Source organism: Nonomuraea sp. NPDC050733 (assembly GCF_040654215.1).
Classification (GTDB): domain Bacteria; phylum Actinomycetota; class Actinomycetes; order Streptosporangiales; family Streptosporangiaceae; genus Nonomuraea.
Window position 1 is genome coordinate 18,049 of the sequence record NZ_JBFAHO010000055.1, and the last position, 26,133, is coordinate 44,181.

Here is a 26,133-nt window from a genome sequence, read left to right on the forward strand (position 1 = left end):
GGGTGAAGCGGATCTACCGGGGAGCCGGTGCCGTTGGCCGTGGCGATCGGCCTGTCGATCTGGAGATCACCCTGGTGTGCTGTTCGCGCTCGCTGGCGAGTCGTGGAGCCCACACAGGTTCTCCACCCGGAGCGGCCGCGCGCTCCTCGCGGTAGAAGATGTCGATGTCGACCTCCTCACCGCCCATGACCGCCGTGTCCCACACGTCGCTGATGACCAGGATGCGCAGGGTCTCAGCCGACAGCCGGCCGAGGTGAGCACGCAGGGCGGCGTCGTCGGGCAGACCGGAGACACGCTGTGACAGACGGCCCCGGATGAGCCCGAGCCGGACCATCAGTGTGTCGATGTCCGCCGCGACCTGCGCGTCGGAAGTCGGAGCGGCCTGCGCTTGGGCGCACCCCTTGGCGATGTTGTCCTTGATGGCACGTGTGACGCCGTCCTCGTCGGTAGCGACCATCGCCTGCCAGGCACGGCTCTTGTGACGGTACTGGAGCATCGCCATGGCCGCCTCGTGGCGGATGAAGTCCGCGTCGCGGAAGGCCCGCCCGCGCCAGGCTTGGCTGAGCGACCGGGCCAGAGAGATGGCCGAGGCCAGCCCGCTGTTGAGCCCGCGCCCCGGCCAGAAGTGGATGGCGTTGGCGGCGTCGCCGAGCAGGAAGCCGTAAGTGCCCGGAGTGGTGGACGTCGGGGCGTGCAGGCGCGCGGTGAAGCGCGGCCGCTGCACCATGTCGAGCCGGAAGGCGGTGACGGCGCTGAGGTTGTACTCGGCTACGCCGAACATCACCAGCCCTTCCTGCACCCGCCGCCACAGGGCAGACCCCTTGATCAGGGCGGGCAGGAACAAGGTGCCGTGGGTGGAGCAGTGGAAGTCGCCCTCGGCGGTGCGGCCCATCATGCACGGGTTGGCGGCGACACACTCCTCGAACACGCGACGGACGGGATCGATGCCGATGACCTCCTCGGCCTCCTCGTCGGTGAGCCGCATGTTGAGGAAACCCTCGCCGCCCAGGGCGTTGAGCAGGTAGCGGTTCTGGGCCACGGTCAGCAGGACCGACATGGCGTCGGGCAGGTCGGACTTGACGCGTAAGCCCAGCACGACATCCTGCAGGTGCCGGTCGTTCAGGGAGTAGATCGAACTGTCGGCGGTGCCGAACTTGCCGGTGAAATGCTCCCGCGTGCGCGAACGGCCACCCTCGCAGATGGCGAGCACATGATCCTGCTTCGCGCTGTCGCCATGCTCATCGGGATTGAAGCGGGTGGGGACGAGCCGGATGCGGTCGAACTTCTCGCCGGCCATCTCCAGGAGCGTGTCCTCGATGTAGGAGATGCGGAGGTTACGTGGGGCGTGCCCTCGGATGGAGTCGGGGCCGGGCGGCCACATCTCGGAGTACGCCCCGGGCTTGAACAGCCGAGCCTGCACCGGGCCGGGGAGGTTCAGGTACTGGCGGCTCTGGACCGTGACGACCTGCTGGCGCCGTACATTGCCCTGATCCTGTCCCTTCCACGCGACCCGGGAACCGTCCTGGGCCCAGCGGCCGTCGTAGACGGTGACGACGACCCGTGAGCCCATGAGGTGCTCCAGGAGGAGCGCGAGGCTCAACCCGACGGGCCCACCGCCGGAAACGGTCACCCGGAGTACCGGCCCCGGATCCCCTGATGGCGCGGGCCCGCTTGCCTGCGGCAGCGGGGATGCGCCGAAGACCGTCGCGACGTCGTCGGAGGGCAGGAAGCGGAACTGCTCGTCGCCGATCGTGATCAGGTCGCCCGGTTGGAGCACCTGTGAGGTGACGCGCTTGCCGTTGACCAGCGTTCCGTTTCGGCTTCGCAGGTCGTGCAGGATGTAATGCCCTGCCTCGTGGCGTATCTCGGCGTGGCGGCGCGAAGCTCGTTCGCTGGAGAGCACCACGCTGCAGTCTTGCCTGCGGCCGAAGGTGGTCGGCGTGTCACCGAGCGGGAAGTGGTGGTCGGTGAGGGGGCCGTCGTGTCCGACGATGGCAGGGGGCATGATGCCTTCCTTAATCGTGACAAGAGACCCAGTCATCGATGAGTCCACGTCCATCATGTGCGACCAAAAGCAGTCGCGTAAGTGGGAAGTACGCACATCGGTTCAATCGACGATGACGTGACCTGCCCCTTGATCATGGCATCACTGCGATGCAGCATCGGCTCATGGAGGTCTCCCCATGAGCCGAGCCAGACCGCTGCTCATCCTCGTCATCGCGATAGCGGCGTTACCGTTCCTCATCGGCCTGGCGCCGAGCACGGCCGAGGCGGCCGCACTGGAGTGTGCGCGCCGCGATGGTTGGCAGCGTTGGTACTCGACACCGAGCAAGGCCGACACCGGAGGCGTCTGGGCCTGTGGATGGTACAAGTCCCGCAGCTACGAAATAGAGGGAACGGTGTGGGACACCCGGCCCGACGACGGCAAGCAGGCAAGGCTGCTCATTCGCCTGCCCGACGGGAGGACGGTCACCGCGACGGGAACGTCGGCGGGCGCGGCCTTCCCGGTGGTCGAGAATCCCGTCTACGGTTCGCCCCCCACCCTTCAGGAATGCAATGACACGGCATGCGGGAGCGAGGTCAGGGTTGACTATCTGCCCGAGCGGAACAAGCTCGCAGGTGTCTTCCGGGTCATGACCTACAACATCCATCATGGAATCACTGACATCAACGCGGGGTGGCCGGGTGGGAAGTGCTCGACCATCCCGCCGAACTCGTTGGGGAGCGTAGCTTCCACAATCCGGCGGAACGACCCCGACATTCTCATTGTCAACGAGGCGAATCGCTGCACGGAGGACCAGCCGCAAAAGCTCGCGCAAGCGCTCGGCATGAACGTCATCTACTGGAACGACTGGGCGGGCGTCGATGCCGAGAAGGATGCCGGTAACGCGATACTCAGCAAATATCCGATGAGGAACACGGACCGTTTCGTGCTCCCCTTTGACGCGGGACGTGCGCCCCGCGTACTCATCTCGGCGGAAATCAACGTCTCCGGCAGCATGTGGGTGCCGGTCTACGGCACCCACCTCGCCCTCGGGCGGACAGACGCGGAAAGGAGAACACGGAAGGCGCAGATAGATCAGGTCGTCGCGCGGATCAGCGAGCGGAACCACCGGCCGGACGCGGCGCCGACCATCTTCGGTGGCGACATGAACAGCGACCCTTCGAAGGATCCCGGCGAGCTGACACCGATGGTGAGCATGGGTTTCAACGACGCCTGGCGGCTGAGACCGAACGTGACCGGCTACACCTACTCCTCCACCAATCCCTACCAACGCATCGACCACATCTTCACGTCGCCGAAACTCAAGAACCCGTGCGCGGGGGCGGCCGTGCCGAATTCCCTCTCCTCCGACCACCTTCCGGTGATCGCCGACAGCTACTTCGTCACACCGCCTGCGGGCGCCTGCATCGGCTGACCCGCGATCCCCATGGTCGAGGTGAGCCGTATCAGGCATCCGACAGTTCCGGCGGCGGGATGACGGAGACGTACGGGAGCGGGGAGAAGGGGTCCATGCATAGGTGCCCCCTCCAAGAATGGCAAGAGCGAGCTTCAGCGTGGCCAGGCTGAGGCATGTGGAGGAGTCCCCAACCTGGAAATGGCTGGCCCGTGCTCCTGGGAGTTCGCGGCCGCAGCGGCGGCGAGATGTCGCGTGAAGAGCTCGGGCTCGTGCCGGTGGAGATGGTCGAGATCCTCGTCGATGATGGCCAGTAGCGCAGTTGCGGGGACAAGGGTCGGGTCCGAGCGGTAGGTGCCGTCCAGTCGGGTGCGGACGACTTCCAGCTGGGGTTCAGTGTGTTCGCGAGGTCGCGGCGTTTCAGGGCTTGGCGAGCGGCGGACAAATGGTGCGCGGGATCGCTGCCAGAGTAATAGTTATTGTGGGTGTTGTTCTGTCCGTTCACCGTGCCGTGGTTGTTGACCTGCATAAATCCCCTCGCCGTGAGACACGGAACAATAGCTCTGTGTATTCCGAAACGGGGTGATGTCAATGAGTGGACATACCACTTAAGTTGCCTGCATCTGCCTCAGGTCAGGGTGAAGCGGACCTCGCGGGTGGCGGGATCGGCCTGGACGAGGCGGACCGTGACGTTCTCGCCGAGGGGCAGGGTGCCGTCGCAGCGGGCGACCACCGCCGGGTCCACGAGCTGAACCTGTCCGCCCCGGCCGTCCGCCGCCACGTCGATCACCGCGGCCTCGAACGCCTCGCCGATGCTGTCGCGCAGCAGGAACGCCTCCACCAGGTCCACGCAGGCCCGCTCCACCCCGCCGCTGCGCCGGCTCGACGCGGACATGATCGGCGGCAGCTCCGGCAGGGCCTGCGCGACGTCCTCGGGGACCGGCTCGCCCGCCGCGACCGCCAGGCACACCTCGGTGGCGTACCGGTCGACCAGGCGCCGCAGCGGCGCCGTCACGTGCGCGTACGGCGCTCCGACCGCCGCGTGGTCGGCCATGGAGGGAGGGGCGCCGTCGAAGGCGACGTAGCCGGAGCCGCGCAGCAGCACCCGCGACTCGTGCAGGAACGCCGCCTGCTGCGGGCTCTTGGGGTCCAGGCCGTGCACGACCTCGCCGTACGTGGCGTCCTCGGCCCAGCCGACGCCCAGCGCCGCCGCCATCCGGCGCACCTTGGCGAGGTCGCCGGGCCGGGGCGGCGGCAGGACGCGCAGCACGCCGATCTCCGCGTCGAGCATCATGGTGGCCGCGGCCATGCCGGTGAGCAGGGAGATCTGGGCGTTCCACGCCTCGGCGGGCAGGGGCACGCGGTATTCGAGCCGGTAGCCGCCGTCGGCGGGCACCACCTCCTGCTCGGGGGTGGGCAGGGTGACGCCGCCGCGCTCGCGCTCCAGCTCCAGCCGCAGCGGGCCGATCTCGGCCAGCAGGCCGAGGGTGCCGTCGGCCGTGCCCGTCTCCACGGCGGCCTGGACGTAGGCGTAGTCGAGCCGCTCGCGGCTGCGCACCAGGGCCCGCCGCACGTCGGCGCCCAGCGTGCGGCCGTCGGCGTCGAGGTCGATCCGCCACACCGCCGCCGGGCGGGTGGCGCCGGGCAGCAGGCTGGCCGCGCCCTCCGACAGGACCGCCGGATGGAGCGGGACCCTGCCGGTGGGCAGGTAGACGGTCTCGCCGCGGACGCGGGCCTCGGCGTCGAGGGCCCCGCCGGGGCGGACGAACGCGCCGACGTCGGCGATCGCGTACCACACCCGGTAGCCGCCGCCCAGCCGCTCCAGGTGGACGGCCTGGTCGAGGTCCATGGCGCCGGGCGGGTCGATGGTGACGAACGGCAGCTCGGTCAGGTCCTCGCCGGCAACGCGGGGCGCCTCGGCCACCCAGTCGGCCTCGTCGAGCACCGCCCTGGGGAACCCGTCGGGCAGCTCGGCCTCGCGCCTGATGCGTTCGAATCCGTCCTCCAGGCGGGCGGGGACGTCGCCTGGGACCTGAATGCTCGTCTTCGACACGCCGATCAACCTACCGCGAGACCCGCTCGCCGCCGGTCGACGGCCCCGCCGGATGTCAAAATTTCTGTACATGAGGTCAAAGACGGGTTACATTGGCCATGTCAAAGATTCTGTACATCACGGAGGATGGTCGATGACGCACCAAGAGAAACGGGCGTGGATCCGGCTGGTCGTCGCCCTGGTCGCGTACGCCGCCTACGCGGTCGTCATCGCGGGCCGAGCCGATGGCCGACCGCCGGCCGAGGTGCCCTACGTGGCGGCGCTGCTGTGGTCGGTCGGCGGGGCCATCGCGGCCTCGATCCTGGCCGAGATCGTCATGGGGCTCGTCAACCCGCGGGCCTCGCGGGTCGCGGACGTGCGAGACCGGGAGATCGCGCGCTTCGGCGAGCACATCGGCCAGTCGTTCGTCGTCATCGGGGCCGTCGCGGCGATGCTGATGGCGATGGCCGGTTGGGAGCGGTTCTGGATCGCCAACGCGGTCTATCTGTGCTTCGTGCTGTCGGCCGTCCTCGGCGGCCTCGCGAAGATCATCGTGTACCGCAGGAGCATGCCTCAGTGGTGAAACCGACCCAGGTCACGAACAGCATCCGCGCCCTGCGCTTCACCCACGGCGAGATGACCCAGGCAGAGCTCGCCGAGCGCATCGGCGTCACCAGGCAGACCGTCATCGCCATCGAGCAGGGCAGGTACTCGCCCTCCCTGGAGATGGCCTTCCGGATCGCCCGGGTGTTCGGCGTCCCGCTCGACGAGGTGTTCCAGTATCCCGACCAGTCAGAGGGGGCGTCATGAAAGCGATCGTCCAGGACGTGTACGGCCCGGCCGGTGTGCTCCGGCTCGGTGAGATCGACCCGCCGCGGATCGGCGACGACGAGGTCCTCGTGCGGGTGCGCGCAGCCGGCGTGGACCCGGGCGTGTGGGTCCTCATGACCGGCCGGCCGGCCGCCGTGCGGCTCATGGGATTCGGTTTACGCCGGCCGAAGGTGCCCGTGCGCGGACGGGACCTCGCCGGGGTGGTGGAGTCCGTCGGCGCCCGCGTGACCCGCTTCCGGCCCGGCGACGAGGTGTACGGCGCGTGCCGGAGCGGCTCGTTCGCCGAGTACGCGGCGGCTCCCGAGCGGCTGCTGGCGCCCAAGCCGGCCGGCCTGTCGTTCGAGGAGGCCGCGGTGGTGCCCGTCTCGGGGACGACCGCGCTGCAGGCGATCCGCGACGCCGCCCGCGTACGGGCGGGGCAGCGGGTGATGGTCGTCGGCGCGGGGGGCGGCGTCGGCACGTTCGCCGTGCAGATGGCCAGGGCCCTCGGCGCGACCGTCGTCGGCGTGTGCGGCCCCGGCAAGGCCGGTCTCGTACGCTCCCTCGGCGCGGACGACGTCATCGACTACACCCGCGACGAGGTGGACCGCGACGGGCCGCGCCACGACGTGATCCTCGACACCGCCGGGTGCCGCCCCCTGCCGTTGCTGCGGCGCGCCCTGACACCGCGCGGCACGCTGGTGCTCGTCGGCGGCGGCCACGACGCCCCCGGCCTGCTCGGCGGCTACACGCGCCAGCTCCGCGCGCCCTTCGTGTCCATGCTCACCCGCCAGAGGGTGCGCGGCGTGACGGCCAGGGAGGGCGCCGGGAGCCTGGCCGAGCTGACCCGGCTCATCGACTCGGGCGCGGTCCGGCCGGTGATCGACCGCGCCTACCCCCTCGCCGAGGCGCCGGAAGCGATCCGCTACCTCGCGGAGGGCCATTCCACGGGCAAGGTCGTCGTCACCGTGTGAGCCCGTCGGCCCGCGGCGGCTCGGCCGGGCGGGCGGGTGGCTCAGCCCGGCAGGGCGTCGAGGAGGCGGTTCAGTGGGCTGTCCAGGCCGTAACGGTCCGCCAGGCGTACGAGGGCCTCGGGGTCGCGCGGCTTGGCCGGGAGGGTGAGCTCCGCCTCGGGCAGCGGCGCGTCCGGGGCCACCTCGACCACGGCCGGGGCGACGCGCAGGTAGTCGCGGGCGGCGGCCAGCCGGGTGCGGCTCCCCGCGGGGAAGCCGTCGGTGACGCCCGCGTCGAGCGCCGCGAGCAGCGCCTCCAGCGAGCCGAAGCGCGTGACGAGCGAGGCGGCCGTCTTCTCGCCGACGCCGGCCACGCCCGGCAGGCCGTCGCTGGGGTCACCGCGCAGGGTCGCGAAGTCGGCGTAGGCGCGGCCCGGGATGCCGTACTTGCCGGTCACGAACGCCTCGTCCACGATCTGCAGGTTGCGGATGCCGCGGGCGGTGTAGAGGACCCGCACCGGGCGGGCGTCGTCGACGAGCTGGAACAGGTCGCGGTCGCCGGTCACGATGTCGACCGGTCCGTCCTCGCGGTGGGTGAGCGTGCCGATGACGTCGTCCGCCTCGTAGCCGGGGCACTCCAGCCGGGCGATGCCGACCGCGTCCAGCACCTGCTCGATGACCGGGATCTGCGGCACCAGCGTGTCGGGGACCTCTTCCTCGTCCCCCTGGGCCACGCGGTGCGCCTTGTACGTCGGGATCGCCTCGACACGGAACGCGGGACGCCAGTCGGCGTCCATGGTGGCCGCCATCCGGGTGGGGGAGTGGCTCCGGACCAGCGTGGCGATCATGTCGATGAGGCCGCGCACCGCGTTGACGGGCATGCCGTCGGGCGCGGTGACCGAGTCCGGCACGCCGTAGAAGGCGCGGAAGTACAGCGACGGGGTGTCCAGCAGCATCAGCACCCACCCATGGTGGCACCTGGGTGCGACAAGTCACGCTCCCGGTAGGGGGGCTCGCCGATCAGGTTCCGGCGCGGTTCTGGATGCCGACGGCGAGCAGGCAGGCGTCGTCCTCGGGGTTCGGCCCGCCGATCTCGTCCAGCAGCCGGTCCAGCGCGGCGTCCAGGCCGATGTGCAGGTCGTCGCCCCGCAGGCGGGAGGCGGCGGCCAGGACCAGCGCCAGACCCTCGTCGATGCCGCGGTTGCGCCGCTCGACCAGCCCGTCGGTGAACATCAGCAGCAGGTCGCCCTCCCGCAGCTCGATGCTCGCCAGAGGGTACGACTGGTCGCAGGCCGCCCCGAGCAGCACGCCCCTGGCCTGTTCGAGCTGGCGGGCGGTGCCGTCGCGCACCAGGATGGGCTCCAGGTTGCCGGCCCGTGCCCAGCTGAACACCCGCGCCGAGGCGTCCAGGTGGCCGATGACGGCCGTGGCGGTGGTGCCCTCCAGGCGGTGGATCACCAGGTCGTTCAGCAGGGCCAGCAGGCCGTTCGCGGGCTCGCCGGTCATCGTCAGCCCGACCAGCGCGTGGCGGAGCTGCGCCATGTGGGCGATCGCGGGCAGGCCGTGCCCTGACACGTCGCCGATCGCGAGCAGCACCCGCCCGTCGGGCAGCGGCGCCGCCTCGAACCAGTCGCCGCCGAGGCTCGCCGTCTTCTCCGCCGGCACGTACCGCACGGCGATGCGGGTGGGCGGCAGGTCCAGACAGCCGACCGGGTCGGGCAGGATCGCCTCGCGCAGCGCCAGCATCACGTGCCGCTCCTCGGCGGCCTTGACGCGGGCCTCCAGGAGCTGGCGGCGCGACTCCGACATGATGCGCTCGGCGCGGCGGCGGCCGGTGATGTCCTGGAAGACGGCGTGCACGCCCCGCACCGCCACCGTGGCGCGGCCGCCCGAGCCCGTGGCGCGGCCCGGGTCCGGTGCACGATCTGAGTCCGGTGCACGTCCCGAGTCCGGTGCGTGGCCCGGGTCCGGTGCGCGGCCCGAGGACAGCAGGGGCTCCAGGACGACGCGGAGGTTGCGCAGCTCACCGCCGCGCCTGATGCGCAGCTCCGCCTGCGCCGGCTCCGCCTCGTGCACCACGGTCAGCAGGAGCTGCTCCAGCATCCGCAGGTCGTCCGGCTCCACCAGGCAGGCCAGCTCCGGCAGGTCCGCGGGCCCCTCGGCCGGGTCGCGGCCGAAGATCACGTACACCTGGTCCGACCAGGCGCTCGCCCCGGTGCGCAGATCCCACTCGGCCCATCCCATGTTGCCCAGCCGCTGGGCGTGCGCCAGCCGGACGGCCAGCAGCTCTCGCTCGGCGGACACCTGGTACGGCGTCCCGGCGGCACTGCCGGGACGCCGCCGCTGCCCCGGCCCGCCGGTGATGACGTCGACCATGAGACACACCCTCGAATGCAGTGGAACGGGACATTCGCCTCACACTATGCGGTCGAATGTGAGCGAAGGGTAGCGATGACTTGCCGTGTTGTAAGACCTTTTCGCGGATTTTAGGAGGTGGCGCCGGGAGTAGATTTGGGGCCGTGACGTCCTCAGATCTGTATCCCGTATCCCGCCTGGCCGCCGTCCAGGAGGCCACCGCCAAGGCCGGCATCGACGCGCTCCTGCTCACCCCGGGCCCCGACCTGCGGTACGTGAGCGGGTACGACGCCAAGCCGCTGGAGCGGCTCACCTGCCTGGTCGTGCCCGCCTCCGGCGAGGCGTACATGCTGGTGCCCCGCCTGGAGCTGCCCGCCGCCGAGGCGTCGCCCGCCTCGCGGCTCGGGCTGGAGTTCGTGGCGTGGGACGAGACCGACGACCCGTACCGGATCGCCGCCGACCGGCTCGGGCGGGTGGCGACGGTCGGGCTCGCGGACCGGATGTGGGCCATGTCGTCGCTGCGCTTCCGCGACGTGCTGCCGGACGCGCGGCAGGTGCTGGCCGGCAGCGTGCTGCGTGAGCTGCGGATGCGCAAGTCGCCGGTCGAGGTGGCCGCGCTGCGCGAGGCCGGCGAGGCCATCGACTCCGTGCACCGGCAGGTGCCGGAGCTGCTGCGCGCGGGCCGCACCGAGCGCGAGGTGGGCCGCGACATCGCCGAGGCGATCCTCGCGGCCGGGCACTCCACGGTCGACTTCGTCATCGTCGCCTCCGGCCCCAACGGCGCCAGCCCGCACCACGAGGTGTCCGACCGCGTCATCCAGCCGGGCGAGCCGGTCGTGGTCGACATCGGCGGCCAGCTCCACAACGGCTACTGCTCCGACTCCACCCGCACCTACAGCGTGGGCGAGCCGCCCGCCGAGTTCGCCGCCTACTACGAGGTGCTGCGCCAGGCGCAGGAGGCCGCCTGCGCCGCCGTGCGGCCCGGCGTGCCGTGCGAGTCGATCGACGCCGCCGCCCGCGACCTCATCGCCGAGGCCGGGTACGGCGAGTACTTCGTGCACCGCACCGGGCACGGCATCGGCATCGAGACGCACGAGGAGCCCTACATCGTCTCCGGCAACGCCGAGCCGATGGAGCCCGGCTTCGCCTTCTCCGTCGAGCCCGGCATCTACCTGCCGGGCCGCCACGGTGCCCGCATCGAGGACATCGTCGTCTGCGGAGAGAACGGCGGAGAACGGGTGAACCTCACCCCTCGTGAATTGGTGATCATTTAGGCAGAATTCAGGGCACGTAAACTCTCACAAGGAGTATCTGTCGATGACTGTTGAGCGTGCCCTGCCCACCCCCGAGGCGCACGACCTGATCCAGCTGACCCGTGAGCTGGTCGCCAAGGAGGTCGCGCCCCGGGCGGCGGCCGACGAGGCGGCCGGGCGGTTCCCGCGCGAGGTGTTCGCCACCTTGGGCGCCGCCGGGCTGCTCGGCCTGCCCTATCCCGAGGAGTACGGCGGCGCGGCCCAGCCGCAGGAGGTCTACCTCCAGGTCGTCGAGGAGCTGGCGGCCGGCTGGCTGGCCGTGGGCCTCGGCACCTCCGTCCACACCCTGTCGTGCTTCCCCGTCGCCGCCTACGGCAGCGAGGAGCAGAAGGCCGGCCTGCTGCCCGGCATGCTCGGCGGCGACCTGCTCGGCGCGTACTGCCTGTCGGAGCCCCAGTCGGGCTCCGACGCCGCCGCCCTGACCACGCGGGCCGTGCCCGGCCCCGACGGCTACACGGTCGACGGTGTCAAGGCGTGGATCACCCACGGCGGGATCGCCGACTTCTACCTGCTCATGGCCCGCACCGGCGAGCCGGGCGCGCGCGGCGTGTCCTGCCTGTACGTCCCGGCCGGCGTGGAGGGCCTGTCGGCCGGCACGCCCGAGCACAAGATGGGCATGCGGTCCTCGCCGACCGCGCAGGTCCGCTTCGACGGGGTACGCCTGCCGCACGACGCGCTGGTCGGCGCCGAGGGCGAGGGCTTCCGCATCGCCATGGCGGCGCTCGACGGAGGCCGGCTCGGCATCGCCGCCTGCGCGGTCGGCGTGGCCCAGGCCGCGCTCGACGCCGCCTCCGCCTACGCCCGCGAGCGCCGCCAGTTCGGCAGCCGCATCGTCGACTTCCAGGGCGTCTCCTTCATGCTGGCCGACATGGCCACGCAGGTCGCCGCCGCCCGGGCGCTCTACCTCGACGCCGCGCGGCTGCGCGACGCCGGACGGCCGTACGGGACGCGGGCCGCGATGGCCAAGCTGTTCGCGACGGACGCGTGCATGAAGGTCACCACGGACGCGGTGCAGGTGCTCGGCGGGTACGGCTACGTCGAGGACTTCCCGGTCGAGCGGTACATGCGGGAGGCCAAGGTGCTGCAGATCGTCGAGGGCACCAACCAGATCCAGCGGCTCGTCATCGGCCGCGCCCTCGCACAGGAGCGGCCGGGCCTGTGAAGGGTGTCGTCCTGCTGCTGGGGCTGGGCCTGGGATCAGGGCTCGTGACGGGATGCGGGTCGCAGGGGGCGCTGAGCCAGGAGGTCGTCGACCGGGCCCGCGCCTCCGGGGCGGCGCCCGACCTGATCTACGCCGTCGAGCTGGACGGGTACCGGCTGCTGGAGCAGTCGGCGGGCGGGATCGGCGAAGAGGGCTACGGCGCGTACTACGGTGCCGACGGCGGCTCGGGCGAGCCCGTGCAGCTGCGGATCGACCGGGGCGGATTCAGCGACACGCTGTGCGCCACCACGCCCATGGCGAGCGGTCCCGGCGGCACCGGCGCGCAGGGCGGCCAGGTGCGGTGCGAGCGCGACGGCGAGGGCTGGTACCGGACGGACGGGGCGCGCCAGGACTACACCGTGGTCCGCGGCGACCACTACATCCGGCTGACCGGCCCGGTGGGGCAGGTCGGCCGGGAGGCGCTGCGGAAGGCCGTGACAGGGGCCCGCCCCGCCGTCGGTGACGGCACGCCCGCGCCGCCGCCGACCGCCGTGCCCCGCGGCGACCTCCCCACGGCCGGCGACGGCGCCCCGGACAACCACGTGGGTCCGGGCGGCTGACCGCCGCTACCCGCCCGCGTCCGCCAGGGCGCGGGCGAAGGCGGCGTGGACGTCGGCCGTGAACAGCACGAACCGCGCCTCCTCCAGCTCCGCGCCGGCGGCCCGGACGGCGGTCACCGCGATGCGGGCGGCGTCGTCCACGGGCCAGCCGTAGATGCCGGCCGACACGGCGGGCAGCGCCACGGTGGCGGCGCCCAGCTCGCCGGCCACCCGCAGCGCCTCCCGGTAGCAGGAGGCGAGCAGCGCCGAGCGGTCCTCGCGGGTGGAGTGGACGGGGCCGGCCGTGTGGATGACCCACCGGGCGGGCAGCTCGCCCGCCGTGGTGGCCGCCGCCTGGCCCACCGGCAGCCCGTCGGGGTACCGGGTGGCGCGCAGCCGCCGGCACTCCGCGAGGATCGCCGGGCCGCCGCGCCGGTGGATGGCCCCGTCGACGCCGCCGCCGCCGAGCAGCGAAGGGTTCGCGGCGTTGACGACGGCGTCGACCCGCTGCTCGGTGATGTCCCCCTGGACGAGCGTGATCCTCATGCCAGCGAGTCTTCCGCACCGGTCGCCGGTTATTCGGTTGTGCGGCGGGCAGGTCGTCTGCTGTACTCCCGGCGACGACAGACCCCAGACCCTAGACCACAGACCAAGGAGGCGGAGATGCGGCGTAGGTCCATGTCCATTCGGCAAGGAGGTTCCATCTACGTGAAGGACATGACGCTTCGTGCGTACGCTCAACCTGGGAATTCTGGCGCATGTAGACGCCGGTAAGACGAGCCTGACCGAGCGGCTGCTGCACGCCGCCGGTGTCATCGACGAGGTCGGCAGCGTCGATGACGGCACCACACAGACCGACTCGCTCGCGCTGGAACGCCGGCGCGGCATCACCATCAAGTCCGCCGTCGTGTCGTTCACCGTCGGCGGCGTCACGGTCAACCTGATCGACACGCCCGGTCACCCGGACTTCATCGCCGAGGTGGAGCGGGCCCTCGGTGTCCTGGACGGCGCCGTGCTGGTCGTCTCGGCCGTCGAAGGGGTGCAGGCGCAGACCCGCGTGCTCATGCGCACGCTGCGCAGGCTGCGCATCCCCGTGATCATCTTCGTCAACAAGATCGACCGTTCGGGCGCCGACCCGGGACGGGTCCTGCGGGCCGTCGCCGAGAGGCTGACCCCGGACGTCGCACCTCTGGGCGCCGTGCGCGGGGCCGGCACACGCGACGCCGCCTTCGTCCCGTACGGGCCCGGCGACGCCGGCTACGTGACCGGCCTGGCCGAGGCGCTGGCCGAGCGCGACGACGCGCTGCTGGCCGCCTACCTCGACGGCGGGCCCGCCCTCACCCATGACCGGCTGCGCCGCGCGCTCGCGGACCAGACGGCGCGGGCGCGGGCGTACCCGGTGCTGTTCGGGTCGGCGATCACCGGGGCGGGCGTGGACGCGCTGCTGGCCGGGATCGAGGAGCTGCTGCCGGCCGCCGACCCCGACCCGGGCGCCCCGGCGTCGGGCACCGTCTTCAAGGTCGAGCGGGGGCCGGCCGGGGAGAGGGCCGCCTACGTGCGGATGCTGTCGGGGACGCTGCGGGTGCGCGACCGGGTGCGCTTCGGCCCCGCAGCCGTCTCAGGCAGCGGTGAGCGGGAGGGCAGGGTCACGGCGATCCGCGTGTTCGACCGGGGAGCGGCGGATCCGGGGGCGGCGCTCCCGGCCGGGCGGATCGGGACGGTGCGGGGCCTCACCGGGATCCGGATCGGCGACGAGATCCACGAGGCGTCGTCGCCGGCCGCTTCCCCGGCCGTCGCCGGCAATCACGCCCGGCCGGTGCGGGCGCCCGGGAACGGGTGGTTCGCGCCGCCCAGCCTGGAGACCGTCGTCGTGCCCGCCCGCCCCGCCGACCGGGCGGCGCTGCACACGGCCCTGACCGAGCTCGCCGATCAGGACCCGCTCATCGGCCTGCGCCAGGACGACGAGCGGCAGGAGATCTCCATCTCCCTCTACGGCGAGGTGCAGAAGGAGGTCGTCCAGGACACGCTGGCCGCCGAGTACGGCCTGCACGTCACCTTCCGCGAGACCACCACCATCTGCGTCGAGCGCCCCGCCGCCCCCGGCGAGGCCGTGGAGCTCCTCGGCCAGGACGGCAACCCGTTCGCCGCCACGCTCGGCCTGCGGGTCGAGCCGGCCCCGCCCAGCGCGGGCGTCGCCTTCCACGTGCAGGCCGAGCTGGGCACACTCCCGCTGTACGTGTACAAGTCGGTCGGCGAGCTGGCCGAGACGATCGGCGGCACGGTGCGCGACACGCTTCGGCAGGGGCTGCGCGGCTGGGAGGTCATCGACTGCGCGGTCACCCTGACACGCTCCGGCTACATCTCGCCGGTGTCCACGGCACGCGACTTCCGGCTCCTGACGCCGCTGGTGCTGATGAGCGCTCTGCGGCGGGCCGGGACGGTCGTGTGCGAGCCGGTCCACCGCTTCCACCTGGAGGTCCCGGCGGACACGGCCGGGCAGGTCGCGGCCGTCCTGGGCCGGCTGCGCGCCGTCCACGGCGACACGGCACGACGGGGCCCCTGGTACGAGCTGGAGGGTGACATCCCGGCCGCCGAGGTCCACCGGCTGGAACGGCGGCTGCCGGGGCTGACCCGGGGCGAGGGCGTCCTGGAGACCGCGTTCGACCACTACCGGCCGGTCCGGGGGCCCGCACCCGTCCGGCGGCGCGACGGCCGCGACCCGCTCGACCGCGAGCAGTACCTGCTGCACGTCGCGCGGCGGGTGTAGCCGATGACCTCCGAGACCCGGCAGGACCGGGACGATCGGCATGCCGTCGGAGACGGGCACCCCCGCACCACGGAACGCGCCGCCACGGAACGCACCACGGAACGCGCCGCCACGGAACGCACGGGAGGCCGCGAAAGGCGCGGACGGCTTGGGTGGCGCGGATGGCGCGGACGGTGGCGATGGCAGGCAGGGCGCGGGAGGGCCCGGCGCGGCCCGGATCGGAGCGCGGACCAAAGCGCGGGCCGGAGCGCGGGCCGGAGCCGGGAGGTCCGGCGGAGTGTGCTGCGGCTCATGTGGCCGGGACGGCGGGCCGCCGTGGTGCTGGGCGTGGCCGTCGCCGCCATGACCGTGCTCCCGCTGGCGGGCCCCCAGCTCACCCGCCGCTTCGTCGACGACGCCATCGCCGGCGCGGGCACCGGCCGGCTCACGCTGATCGCGCTGGCCGCCCTCGCGGCGGCCGTCGCGGGGCAGGCGGCCCGGCTGGCGGCCGCCTGGCTGGCCAGCCGGCTCGCCTGGGACGGCACCGACCGTCTCCGTGAGCGGCTGGCCGGGCACGCCCTCGGCCTCGACATGGACTTCCACGGCAGGCACACGCCCGGCGAGCTGATCGAGCGGGTGGACGGCGACGTGGTGGCCGTGTCGGGGTTCGTCGTGGCGTTCCTCATGGACGTCGTGGCCGGCGGCCTGCTGCTGGCCGGGGTGATCGCCGTCGTGTTCGCCGCCGACCCGCTTCTGGGCGCCGCCCTGCTCGCGTACTGCGTGCTCGTCGGGTTCGGCACGACGCGCGCGCAGCGGCTTGCCGTGCCCTCCGCCGCCGCGGCGAGAGCGGCCCAGGCGCGGCTGTACGGCGAGATGGAGGAGCGGCTGGCCGGAGCCGAGGACATCCGCGCCAACGGCGCGGGCGGGCACGTCGTGAGCCGCTTCCTCGGCACCGCCGCCGTCTGGTACCGGGCCGAGCACCGGGCCGACCGGATCGGCAGCGGCCTGCTGGCGGGCACGTCGGTCGCGTTCGCCGCCGGGACGGCGCTCATGCTGGCCCTGGCCGCGTGGGCCCGGGCGAGCGGGACGCTCACGGTCGGCACCGCCGTCCTGGTGTTCCAGTGCACGGTGATGGTGCGTACGCCGTTCGAGCGGCTGATCGACCGGCTGCGCGACTACCAGGGCGCCCTCGCGGGGATCACCCGCATCGGCGGCCTGCTGGCCGAGCGGCGCACGCTGCCCGCGCCCGCCCGGCCCCGCCGGCTTCCCGCGAGCGGGCCGCTCGCGCTGGAGCTGGACGCGGTCGCCTTCGGCTACGACGCCCGCGACGCCCCCGGCGAGCGGGTGCTGACGGACGTCACGTTGTCGCTGGCGCCGGGGGAGACGCTCGGGCTGGTCGGCCGCACCGGGAGCGGCAAGACCACGATCACGCGGCTCGTGCTGCGCCTGTACGACCCGGCGCGGGGCGCCGTGCGGGTGGGCGGGCTCGACCTGCGCGACGTGGACACCGCCTCCCTGCGCGAGCGGGTGTGCGCGGTCACGCAGGACGTGCGGCTGTTCGGCGCCGACGTCCGCGACAACCTGACCCTGTTCCGTCCCTCGCCCGGCGACGACCGGTTACGGCGGGCGCTGGCCGACGCCGGGCTCGGCGAGTGGCTGGCCGGGCTGCCCGACGGGCTCGACACCGAGCTGCGAGGCCTGTCGGCCGGGGAGGCGCAGTTGCTGGCGTTCGCGCGGGCGTTCCTGGCCGACCCGGGGCTGGTCGTGCTCGACGAGGCGTCCAGCCGGCTGGACCCCGCCACCGAGCGGCGCGTCGAGCGCGGCATGGACCGGCTGCTCGCCGGCCGCACGGGCGTGATCGTCGCGCACCGGCTGTCGTCGCTGGCGCGGGTCGACAAGATCGCGGTCATGTCGCACGGGCGGGTCGTCGAGTACGGCCGCCGCGAGGAGCTGGCGGCGGACCCGGGCAGCCGCTTCGCGCGCCTGCTGAAGCTGGCGGGGGTGAACCGATGAGCCGCGCGGGAGGTGACGTGGACCCGATGAGCCGCGCGGGAGATGACGTGGACCCGATGAGCCGCCCGGGAGATGACATGGACCCGAGGACGGGGCGTGGGGCGGGCGTGTGGACGGTGGTGGCGGGGCTGGTGCGGTTCGACCTGCGCCGGTTCCTGGTGGGCGCGCTGCTGTGGATGCCGGTCAGCGTGCTGCCGCTGGGCACCGGCCTGGCGCTCCAGGCGATCTTCGACGGGATCAGCGGGCGGGCCGCCGCCGCGCCGGGCCAGGTGCTGTGGTTGTGCGCCGCGCTCGTCGGCGTGGAGCTGGCCCGGGGCCTGACCATGGTGGTCGCCTGGACGTACGGCGACTACTGGTGGGACGCGGCGGCCACCCTGCTGCGCTCCAACCTGCTCCGCTCGGTCCTCACCGCCCCGGGCCCGGCCGCGGCCAGGCTGCCGTACGCGCCGGGCGACGCGCTCGCGCGGCTGCGGGACGACGTGAGCGACCTGGTGGAGCTCGTGGACGAGGCGGTGCCGCTGGCCGGGGCGATCCTGTTCGGCGGGACCGCGCTCGGGATCATGGCGGCGATCGACCCCGTCGTCACGGCGGCGCTGGTGGTGCCGATGGTCGTGATCGGGGTCGCCGGCCGGCTGATGAGCCGCCGGGTCCGGCGGTTGCACCAGCGGGCGCGGGCGCTCGGCGCGGACGTCACCGCCTACGTCGGGGAGATGTTCGGCGGCGTGCTCGCGCTCAAGGTGGCGGGCGCGGAGGCGGCGGCCCTGGAGCGGCTGCGCGAGCGCAACCGGGCGCGGCGCGACGCCGCCCTCCGCGACCGGCTGGCCACCGACCTGCTGGAGGGCGTGACGAACGCGACCGTCGAGATCGGCGTCGGCCTGGTCCTGGTGCTCGCCGCGCCGGCCATGCGCCGCGGCGGTTTCACGGTGGGCGACCTGGCGCTGTTCACCAGCTACGCGGGCTGGCTGGCGGCGTTGCCGCGCGTCGTCGGCGGGATCCTCGCCCGGCTGCCGCACGCCGCCGTCGCCACCGGCCGCCTCACCGCGCTCATGGCGCCGCACGAGGACGCCGGCGACCTGGCGCGCGACACCGGCGTGTGGTTCCATCGCGAGCCGCCCGCCGCGGTGCCGCCGCCGCGCCACGGCGACCCCCTGGAGGTGCTGGAGGCGCGCGGCCTGACCGTCCGCCTCGGGCCGCACGGCGCCGCGCTGCGGGAGGTGGACCTGCGGGTGCGGCGCGGCTCGTTCACGGTCGTCACCGGCGCCGTGGGCGCGGGCAAGACGACGCTGGTACGGGCCCTGCTCGGGCTGCTGCCGGTGGACGCCGGGACGATCACCTGGAACGGCCGGCCCGTCGCCGACCCCGGGACGTTCCTGGTGCCCGGCCGGGTCGCGTACGCCGGGCAGGTGCCCCGGCTGTTCTCGGAGTCGCTGCGGGAGAACGTGCTGCTCGGCGTCCCCGGTGACGGCCTGGAGCGGGCGCTGCGGCTCGCGGCGCTGGAGGACGACCTCGCCGCCATGCCGGAGGGGCCGGACACCGTGGTCGGGCCGCGCGGCGTGCGGCTGTCCGGCGGCCAGGCGCAGCGGGCGACCGCCGTCCGCGCGCTCGTACGGGCTCCGGACCTGCTCGTCGTCGACGACCTGTCGTCCGCGCTGGACGTCGAGACCGAGGAGCTGCTGTGGGAGCGGCTCGCGACGGCCGCCCGCGACGGGAGCGGGCCCTCGACGCTGCTCGTGGTGTCGCACCGGAGGGCCGCCCTCGAACGGGCCGACGAGGTCGTCGTCCTCGACCGTGGCCGGGTCGCCGGGCGCGGGCCGCTGGCCGGGCTGCTGGAGAGCTGCCCGGAGATGCGGCGGCTGTGGGCGGAGGAGCGGATCACGGAGGCCGGTGAGCGGGCACCCGACTGACGGGCACCCGACTGACGGGCACCCGACTGGACGGCGAGCGGACACCCGGCTGAGCCGCCCCCGCACGTGGGAGGCGGGGGCGGCATGACAGACGTACCAGGGGAAGGGGTGACTGACGCCCGCTTCGGGGTGCATGGCACAGTGGTCCACCGCAAGAAGAAGGCGTCCCAGGGCGGGACGCGCGGCGCACAGGGGGAGACCGTGGTCAGTACGGCCGGCTCAGAGGTACGCGAGTGGCTGCTGAAGGGACTGCAGCGCGCCGACCCCCGCACCACCGGACCGCACCACGAGGAGGCACCCGAGCACCAGCACACCTGGTGGCAGGTCATGTGCCTCACCGGCGTCGACTACTTCTCCACGCTCGGCTACCAGCCGGGCATCGCCGCCCTCGCCGCCGGCGCGCTCAGCCCGATCGCCACGCTGCTGCTGGTGGCGCTCACCCTGTTCGGGGCCCTGCCGACGTACCGGGCCGTCGCCGAGCAGAGCCCCCACGGGCTCGGCTCCCTGTCCATGCTCGAACGGCTGCTGCCCGGCTGGCGCGGCAAGCTGCTCGTGCTGTTCCTGCTCGGCTTCGTCGCCACGGCGTTCATCGTGACGATCACACTGTCGGCGGCCGACGCCACCGCGCACATCCTGCACAACCCGTTCGTGCCCGAGGCCCTGGCCGGTTGGCAGGTCCCCGTGACGCTGCTGCTGATCGCCGCGCTCGGCGGGGTGTTCCTCGCCGGGTTCAGCGAGGCCATCTCCATCGCCGTCGTCCTGGTGGCCGTCTACCTGCTGCTGAACATCGTCGTCGTGGCCACCGCCGTCGAGCACGTGCTCGCCGCCCCGTCCAAGGTCACCGACTGGCAGAACCTGCTGGCCGCCGACTACGCCAGCCCCGTCGCCATGGTCGCCGTGTCGCTGTACGTGATGCCCAAGCTCGCCCTCGGCCTGTCCGGCTTCGAGACGGGTGTCGCCGTGATGCCGCTGGTCAGGGGCGACCTGGCGCAGCGGGTCAAGGGCACGCGCAAGCTGCTGACCACCGCGGCGGTCATCATGAGCGTCTTCCTCATCACCTCCAGCTTCGCCACGACCGTGCTCATCCCGGCCAAGGAGTTCGCCGAGGGCGGCTCGGCCAACGGGCGCGCGCTGGCGTACCTGGCGCACGAGTACCTGGGCGACTGGTTCGGCACCGCCTACGACCTCAGCACCATCGCCATCCTCTGGTTCGCCGGCGCCTCGGCCCTGGCGGGACTGCTCAACATCGTGCCGCGCTACCTGCCCCGGTACGGCATGGCCCCCGACTGGTCGCGCGCCGCCCGGCCCATGGTGCTGGTCTTCACCGCCATCTCGTTCGTCATCACGATCTTCTTCGGCGCCGACGTCGAGTCCCAGGGCGGCGCCTACGCCAGCGGCGTGCTCGCGCTCATCCTGTCGGCCGCCGTCGCCGTCACCCTCTCGGCCTGGACCAGCCGCCGGATCAGGGCCGCCGTGCCGTTCGCGGTCATCACGCTGATCTTCGCCTACGCCCTCGTGGCGAACATCATCGAGCGGCCGGACGGCCTGGTCATCGCCCTGCTGTTCGTGCTGGGCATCGTGATCACCTCGCTCGTGTCGCGGGCCACCCGCTCCACGGAGCTGCGCGTCACCGAGATCACGCTGGACGACCTCGCCCGCCGGTACGTCAACGAGACCGGCGACCTGCGCCTCATCGCCAACGAGCCGCATGCCCGTGACTGCAAGGAGTACGTCGACAAGGCCCGCGAGGCCTGGGAGCTGCACCGGCTGCGGCCCTCCGAGGGCATCCTGTTCCTGGAGGTCACGGTGCCCGACGCCTCGGAGTTCGCCAGCGAGGTCAGGGTCGTGGGCGAGGAGCGGCACGGCTACCGCATCCTGCGCATGGAGAGCCCGACCGTGGCCAACGCCATCGCCGCCCTGCTGCTCTACCTGCGCGACCAGACGGGCAAGATGCCGCACGTGTACTTCCACTGGGCCGCCGAGGGCAACCCGATCGGCGCGCTGCTGCGCTACCTGGTGTTCGGCGGCGGCGACATCCCGCCGCTGACCCGCGAGGTGCTGCGGCAGGCCGAGCCCGACGCCGCGCGCCGTCCGGTCGTCCACGTGGGCTGATGCCCCATGAGGCGGTGGGGAACCGGAGCGCCAAGATCACGATTGGCTTGATCATCTGTCGGACGCGGGCCGTCTCCGAAAAGATGGGAGCGCTCCCGAAGGAGCGCCCTGATCGCAGTTGGAAGGCAGATCTTGACCCCCTTACGCATTCGGCTCGCGGCGGCCCTGACCGGCATCGCCCTCGCCCTCCCGGCCGGCGTCGCGCCGGTGGCGTCCGCGGCCGCCGCGGCGGCACCCGAGCCCGCCGAGCCCCAACCCGCCGGCGCCGGCGCCGCCGCCACCCTCACCCTCATCACCGGAGACGTCGTCGACTACCGGCCGCCCTCTCAGGGCGGCGTCCCCTCGGTCGCCATCAGACCCGCGCCCCGGCCGGACGGCGCGGCCGTCACGTTCGCCACGTTGCCCAGCAGGGACGGCGGTTACCTCGTCCTGCCCTCCGACGCCGCCTCGATGATCGCCGAGGGGACTCTCGACGAGGAGCTGTTCGACGTCGAGACACTGGCGCGGGACCAGCGCGCCGCGGCGATCCCCCTGCTGATCACCTACGCGGGCCATCGGGCCGAGCCGTCGCTCGCGCGGACCGCGGACGACCTGCCGGCGAGCGAGAACGTACGCGCGCTCAGCAGCGTCAACGGCGCCGCGATCACCGTGCCCGCGGACGGGGCGGACGAGTTCTGGGCCGGGCTCCGGACCGCCAGGAGCGCCGGCGGCATCGCCAAGATCTGGCTGGACCGTAAGACGGAGGCCTCGCTCGACCGGAGCGTCCCGCTGATCGGCGCGCCCACCGGCTGGGAGAAGGGCTTCGACGGCAAGGGCGTCAAGGTCGCCGTCCTCGACACCGGCATCGACACCGCCCATGAGGACTTCGCCGGACGGATCCTGGCGACCGAGAACTTCTCCGACGCCCCCGGCATCGCCGACCGGCTGGGCCACGGCACACATGTGGCCTCGACCGTCGCAGGCGCCGGCAAGACGTACAAGGGTGTGGCGCCGGCCGCGTCCCTGCTGGTCGGCAAGGTGCTCGGAGACGGCGGCCGCGGCGACTGGTCGTGGGCGATCGCCGGCATGGAGTGGGCCGCCGAGCAGGGCGCCGACGTGGTCAACATGAGCCTGGGCAGCTGCTGCGGCGACGGCACCGACCCGGTGAGCCAGGCGCTGAACGAGCTTTCCAAGAAGTACGGCACGCTCTTCGTCACGGCGGCGGGCAACGAGTCGGACCCGCTCACTGTGAGCGTCCCGGCCGCGGCCGACGAGGCGCTGGCCGTGGGCGCCGTGGACAAGACGACCGGTACGACGCTCGCGGACTTCTCCAGCCGGGGCCCCAGGCTCGGCGACGCGGCCGTCAAGCCCAACATCGTCGCTCCCGGCGTGGACATCGTCGCCGCCCGCTCGGCGGACTCCAGCGTGCCCCCGGTGCCCGGCGATGACCGCTACACGTCGTACAGCGGCACCTCCATGGCGACTCCGCACGTGGCCGGGGCGGCCGCGATCCTGGCCCAGCAGCATCCCGGTTGGCGCGCCGGCGAGCTGCGCGACGCGCTGGCCTCCACAGCCGAGCGGAACGACGCCCACAACTGGTTCGAGCAGGGCAGCGGCCGGGTGAACGTGGCCCGCGCGGTCACCCAGAGCGTCTTCGCGACCGCCGTGGTCGACTTCCGCCTGCTGGGCCGATCCGCCGCCACCCGGCAGATCACGTACCGCAACACCGGCGCGGAACCCGTCACGATCGCTCTCTCCCTCCTCACCCGCGGCTGGAGCGGGCAGCCGGCCCCCGCCAAGGCGATCTCCCTCGGGGCGGCGAGCGTCACCGTGCCCGCGAACGGCACCGCCACCGTGGATCTCAAGGTCGACCCGGCGGCCGGGCCCGCCGGCGCCTACGGCGGCTGGGTCCTGGCGACCGGCGGCACCGACGTACGGCTGGTGACGCCGTTCAGCTACTACACGGGCCCAGCCACGCACACGCTCGGGGTGTCGCTGGTCAACTCGTACGGGACCAAGGAGTTCTTCCCCGGTTACCAGGCCGAGCCGATCGTGTACGCGATCCCGCTGCGGCGCCCGAACAGCCCCGAAGACCCCTTCAACCCCTACGGCTACTACCACCTGCGCACGGACTTCGCCGGGAACGGCGAGTTCTCGCTCCCCGCGGGCGACTACGAGGTGATCGGCATCGCCGTCGAGAACCGGATCAGCAACCGCAACAGCTGGGTGATCGAGACGGTCAGCCTGGACGGGGACAAGACAGTCACGCTGGACGCGCGCAAGACGGTGCCCATCCGGCCGGACACTCCGAAGGCGGCGGACGGGGGCGGTCAGGCCTACTACGTCCGCACCTTCACCGACCGCGCCATGCCCGTCTCCCTGTACGGCGGCTCGGTGGGCGGCGGCCACGACCTGTACGTCTCGCCGGTCTCCGCCCCCAAGGCGGGCAAGCTGCGGCTGTCACACCAATGGAACCTGGAGCCTCCGGTCCTCGTCTCCGCCACGGCCGGCCGGGTCAAGCTGCTTCCGGCGTACGACATGGACTCCCTGCGGGCGCTCACCTCCGTCACGACACATCCCGTCGTCTCGGTCGGGCAGGGCCGCCCGGAGGACTTCGCCGGGCTGGACGTGACGGGCAAGGTCGTCCTTGCCGGGATCCCGGTCGATACAGGGAGCGGCACGCCGTACGTCACCGCGAGCGCGAAAATGGACGACGCCGCCTGGAACGCCTCCCGGCGTGGAGCGGCCGGCATCCTCGGATACCTCGACGCCGACGGCGGCCGGGCGAGGGTGCCCGCGGGCGGGCCTGCGTTCCTGCGGCTGGGCCTGAGCGCCTCGGAGGGCCGCGCCGTGCGCGCCGCGCTCGGCAAGGGGCCGGTCTCGCTGCGCCTGGAGCCCTACCAGGGCCCGGACGTCACCTACCATCTCCGCTTCGACGAGCACGGCCGGGTGCCCGCCAGGCCGGTGAAGGTCGGCATGGGGGAGATGGTGCGCGTCGACGCCACGTACCACGCGGACCAACCGGACACCAGCGGCTGGGAGTACGGGGAGTCGTCGGCCGGCGAGGAGCCCGGGCGGATGACGTACGGCGGTTCGCTGCGGATGCCGGTGGCCCGCACGGAGTACTTCGGGCCTGTCTCGGACGACGTGATCTGGTCGCGCACGATCACCAACCACGGGCTGGACCTGCGTTCGGACGACCGGTTCACGCGCCGCGACCGGCGGCTGACGGAGCGGTGGTTCAAGGCGCCGCTGGTACCGGGGGCCGCGGACGTGCCGGCCGGGCACCCCGTCGCGCTCCCGTGCGCCCTGTGCCGGGACGGCGATCGGTTCGTGCCCGCCGAGCAGTGGCTGGACTCCGACCCTCGCCACCACAGCGGCCTGAGCCCGGTCACCTCCGTGCCCCGGTTGTTCGTCGGCGATCAGGAGGTGGCGGCGCAGGGGACGCGACCTCGGTCGTTCACCGTTCCGGCGGCGGCGGGGCCGTACCGGCTGGAGGCGATGGACACGACTGAGCGGGCGCTGTCTCGAAAGGTGACCACGGCGTCGCGCTTCACCTCTTCCCCCGCATCGGGCACGCCGCGCGGATACTCCTGCTCGTTCGGAACCGCATGCGCCTTCCAACCGGCCGTCCAGCTCACCTACGACCTGCCGCTCGACCTGCTGAACCGCGCTGAGGCCGGCAAGAGGTACGCCTTCGAGCTGCGGGCCGGCGCGCATTCGGCCGTGCGGCGGGCGCCTGCCGTCACCCGGGTGAAGGTGGAGTTCTCCGTCGACGACGGGGCCACGTGGCGGGACGTCTCGCGTGTCGGACCGCGGGGCGGCGGACGGTTCGAGGTGGAGCTGTCGCATCCGCCGCTGGCGCGGACGAGCGGGTACGTGTCGCTGCGCGTCACGGCGTCGGACACGGCGGGAGGATCGGTGACCCAGACCATCGACCGCGCCTACGCGCTGAGATAGCACGGAAGCTGAGATAGCGCGGAAGCCGAGATAGCGCGGAAGCTGGGACAGCGCGGAAGAGGGACCGCGACAGGAGCGCCGGCGGCCAAGGGAGCGACGCCTCCCTTGGCCGTCCGCCCTCCGCCCTCCGCCCATCAGCCACCCGGCACCCCCCCTCCTGCCCGAGCACGGCGCCCTGGCCACCGGATCACACGGTCTGATGCGGGGGGCGGGTATGGGACGATTGCCCGTGACAGGCGGGTCATCTGCCGCGCAGTCCTCGCAGCATGGTGTCGAAGGTGTCGTCCCAGTGGCGGCGTGCCTGGGCGGTGTCGCCGAGGGCGCCGCGCAGTTCGAGGCTGCACAGTCCGTGCGCGAGGGCGTTGAGCCTGACGGCGACGTCGTGGGGCTGGGCGGGGGCGAAGGCGCCCTCGTCCACGCAGCGGGCGACGGCGGCGACCAGGGTGTCGAAGGTCGGCTGGATGAGTGCGGCGGTGGCGGCGTCGGGCTGGAACTCCGGGACCGGCCGGCCGAACATGAGCTCGTACAGGTGCGGGTTGGCCAGGGCGCTGGCGCGGTAGGCGTGGCCGAGGGCGAGCAGGTCGGCGACGGGCTCGCCGGTGCGGGGGACGGCGGCGTAGGCCGCGGCGAGCCGTTGGAACCCGGCCAGGAACATCTCGCGGACCAGGCCGGCCTTGTCGCCGAACAGTTGGTAGACGGCCGTGGTGGACACCCCGGCCTGTCGTGCGACGCGGCGGGTGGTCAAGGCCTCCGGACCCTCGGCGGCCAGGATCCGGCCGCCGGCGTCGACGAGGTCGCGGCGAAGCTCGGCGTAGTCG

The 26,133-nt window shown here is 72.9% G+C and carries 18 protein-coding genes; 12 read left to right on the forward strand and 6 right to left on the reverse strand.

Annotated elements, in window-relative coordinates:
- Positions 1 to 13: 13 nt before the first annotated feature.
- A complete protein-coding gene (locus AB0H64_RS41350; protein ID WP_357636413.1) occupies positions 14 to 2,005 on the reverse strand; it encodes an FHA domain-containing protein in 1,992 nt (663 codons plus the stop codon).
- 178 nt (positions 2,006 to 2,183) lie between these two features.
- Between AB0H64_RS41350 and AB0H64_RS41355 the strand changes: the two genes are divergently transcribed.
- The gene (locus AB0H64_RS41355) at positions 2,184 to 3,419 is read left to right on the forward strand and encodes an endonuclease/exonuclease/phosphatase family protein (RefSeq protein ID WP_357636415.1); all 1,236 of its coding nucleotides are present in this window, start codon (positions 2,184 to 2,186) and stop codon (positions 3,417 to 3,419) included.
- A 607-nt stretch (positions 3,420 to 4,026) separates the two neighbouring features.
- Here AB0H64_RS41355 and AB0H64_RS41360 read toward each other — a convergent pair.
- On the reverse strand, positions 4,027 to 5,451 hold the full coding sequence (locus AB0H64_RS41360; RefSeq protein WP_357636418.1) for an RNB domain-containing ribonuclease: 1,425 nt from the start codon (positions 5,449 to 5,451) through the stop codon (positions 4,027 to 4,029).
- Between the two features lie 133 nt (positions 5,452 to 5,584).
- Between AB0H64_RS41360 and AB0H64_RS41365 the strand changes: the two genes are divergently transcribed.
- The 3 genes from AB0H64_RS41365 to AB0H64_RS41375 are packed head-to-tail and all read left to right on the forward strand — an operon-like array spanning position 5,585 to position 7,214.
- On the forward strand, positions 5,585 to 6,013 hold the full coding sequence (locus tag AB0H64_RS41365; RefSeq protein ID WP_357636420.1) for a hypothetical protein: 429 nt from the start codon (positions 5,585 to 5,587) through the stop codon (positions 6,011 to 6,013).
- Entirely contained in the window at positions 6,007 to 6,240 is a 234-nt protein-coding gene (locus AB0H64_RS41370; RefSeq protein ID WP_357636423.1) for a helix-turn-helix transcriptional regulator, read from the forward strand. Before AB0H64_RS41365 ends, AB0H64_RS41370 begins: the two co-directional genes overlap by 7 nt.
- Positions 6,237 to 7,214, forward strand: coding sequence for an NAD(P)-dependent alcohol dehydrogenase (locus AB0H64_RS41375; RefSeq protein ID WP_357636425.1), 978 nt, complete (start codon positions 6,237 to 6,239; stop codon positions 7,212 to 7,214). The genes AB0H64_RS41370 and AB0H64_RS41375 overlap by 4 nt, the downstream gene beginning before the upstream one ends.
- Before the next feature lie 41 nt (positions 7,215 to 7,255).
- On the opposite strand, the gene AB0H64_RS41380 is transcribed toward AB0H64_RS41375, so the two are convergent.
- Positions 7,256 to 8,149, reverse strand: a complete 894-nt coding sequence (locus AB0H64_RS41380) for a 5'-3' exonuclease H3TH domain-containing protein (protein WP_357636457.1) — start codon at positions 8,147 to 8,149, stop codon at positions 7,256 to 7,258.
- 64 nt (positions 8,150 to 8,213) lie between these two features.
- Positions 8,214 to 9,569, reverse strand: coding sequence for a SpoIIE family protein phosphatase (locus tag AB0H64_RS41385; RefSeq protein WP_357636428.1), 1,356 nt, complete (start codon positions 9,567 to 9,569; stop codon positions 8,214 to 8,216).
- A 143-nt stretch (positions 9,570 to 9,712) separates the two neighbouring features.
- Between AB0H64_RS41385 and AB0H64_RS41390 the strand changes: the two genes are divergently transcribed.
- From AB0H64_RS41390 to AB0H64_RS41400, 3 genes are read left to right on the forward strand one after another with little or no spacing between them, the layout of a single operon-like run.
- Complete coding sequence (locus AB0H64_RS41390) at positions 9,713 to 10,822, forward strand: Xaa-Pro peptidase family protein (RefSeq protein ID WP_357636430.1); 1,110 nt, start codon at positions 9,713 to 9,715, stop codon at positions 10,820 to 10,822.
- Positions 10,823 to 10,865: 43 nt separating this feature from the next.
- Entirely contained in the window at positions 10,866 to 12,023 is a 1,158-nt protein-coding gene (locus AB0H64_RS41395; RefSeq protein ID WP_357636433.1) for an acyl-CoA dehydrogenase family protein, read from the forward strand.
- On the forward strand, positions 12,020 to 12,622 hold the full coding sequence (locus tag AB0H64_RS41400; RefSeq protein WP_357636436.1) for a hypothetical protein: 603 nt from the start codon (positions 12,020 to 12,022) through the stop codon (positions 12,620 to 12,622). Before AB0H64_RS41395 ends, AB0H64_RS41400 begins: the two co-directional genes overlap by 4 nt.
- A gap of 6 nt (positions 12,623 to 12,628) precedes the next feature.
- On the opposite strand, the gene AB0H64_RS41405 is transcribed toward AB0H64_RS41400, so the two are convergent.
- A complete protein-coding gene (locus AB0H64_RS41405; RefSeq protein WP_357636439.1) occupies positions 12,629 to 13,147 on the reverse strand; it encodes an O-acetyl-ADP-ribose deacetylase in 519 nt (172 codons plus the stop codon).
- A gap of 181 nt (positions 13,148 to 13,328) precedes the next feature.
- Between AB0H64_RS41405 and AB0H64_RS41410 the strand changes: the two genes are divergently transcribed.
- The 5 genes from AB0H64_RS41410 (at position 13,329) to AB0H64_RS41430 (ending at position 25,315) form a co-directional block, all read left to right on the forward strand.
- Entirely contained in the window at positions 13,329 to 15,368 is a 2,040-nt protein-coding gene (locus tag AB0H64_RS41410) for a translation factor GTPase family protein (protein ID WP_357636441.1), read from the forward strand.
- Positions 15,369 to 15,647: 279 nt separating this feature from the next.
- Entirely contained in the window at positions 15,648 to 17,360 is a 1,713-nt protein-coding gene (locus AB0H64_RS41415; RefSeq protein ID WP_357636444.1) for an ABC transporter ATP-binding protein, read from the forward strand.
- 77 nt (positions 17,361 to 17,437) lie between these two features.
- Positions 17,438 to 19,264, forward strand: a complete 1,827-nt coding sequence (locus AB0H64_RS41420; RefSeq protein ID WP_357636447.1) for an ABC transporter ATP-binding protein — start codon at positions 17,438 to 17,440, stop codon at positions 19,262 to 19,264.
- A gap of 108 nt (positions 19,265 to 19,372) precedes the next feature.
- Positions 19,373 to 21,376, forward strand: coding sequence for an amino acid transporter (locus AB0H64_RS41425; protein WP_357636450.1), 2,004 nt, complete (start codon positions 19,373 to 19,375; stop codon positions 21,374 to 21,376).
- A gap of 132 nt (positions 21,377 to 21,508) precedes the next feature.
- Entirely contained in the window at positions 21,509 to 25,315 is a 3,807-nt protein-coding gene (locus tag AB0H64_RS41430; RefSeq protein WP_357636452.1) for a S8 family serine peptidase, read from the forward strand.
- 241 nt (positions 25,316 to 25,556) lie between these two features.
- On the opposite strand, the gene AB0H64_RS41435 is transcribed toward AB0H64_RS41430, so the two are convergent.
- On the reverse strand, positions 25,557 to 26,133 hold a 577-nt coding region (locus AB0H64_RS41435), incomplete at its 5' end, for a TetR/AcrR family transcriptional regulator (RefSeq protein WP_357636455.1).

Bases quoted from the DNA above. Each gene is read 5' to 3' on its own strand.
- AB0H64_RS41395 (WP_357636433.1), top strand. From the start codon at position 10,866: ATGACTGTTGAGCGTGCCCTGCCCACCCCCGAGGCGCACGACCTGATC.
- AB0H64_RS41350 (WP_357636413.1), bottom strand. From the start codon at position 2,005: ATGCCCCCTGCCATCGTCGGACACGACGGCCCCCTCACCGACCACCAC.
- AB0H64_RS41380 (WP_357636457.1), bottom strand. From the start codon at position 8,149: ATGCTGCTGGACACCCCGTCGCTGTACTTCCGCGCCTTCTACGGCGTG.
- AB0H64_RS41365 (WP_357636420.1), top strand. From the start codon at position 5,585: ATGACGCACCAAGAGAAACGGGCGTGGATCCGGCTGGTCGTCGCCCTG.
- AB0H64_RS41385 (WP_357636428.1), bottom strand. From the start codon at position 9,569: ATGGTCGACGTCATCACCGGCGGGCCGGGGCAGCGGCGGCGTCCCGGC.
- AB0H64_RS41420 (WP_357636447.1), top strand. From the start codon at position 17,438: ATGGACCCGAGGACGGGGCGTGGGGCGGGCGTGTGGACGGTGGTGGCG.
- AB0H64_RS41405 (WP_357636439.1), bottom strand. From the start codon at position 13,147: ATGAGGATCACGCTCGTCCAGGGGGACATCACCGAGCAGCGGGTCGAC.
- AB0H64_RS41375 (WP_357636425.1), top strand. From the start codon at position 6,237: ATGAAAGCGATCGTCCAGGACGTGTACGGCCCGGCCGGTGTGCTCCGG.
- AB0H64_RS41355 (WP_357636415.1), top strand. From the start codon at position 2,184: ATGAGCCGAGCCAGACCGCTGCTCATCCTCGTCATCGCGATAGCGGCG.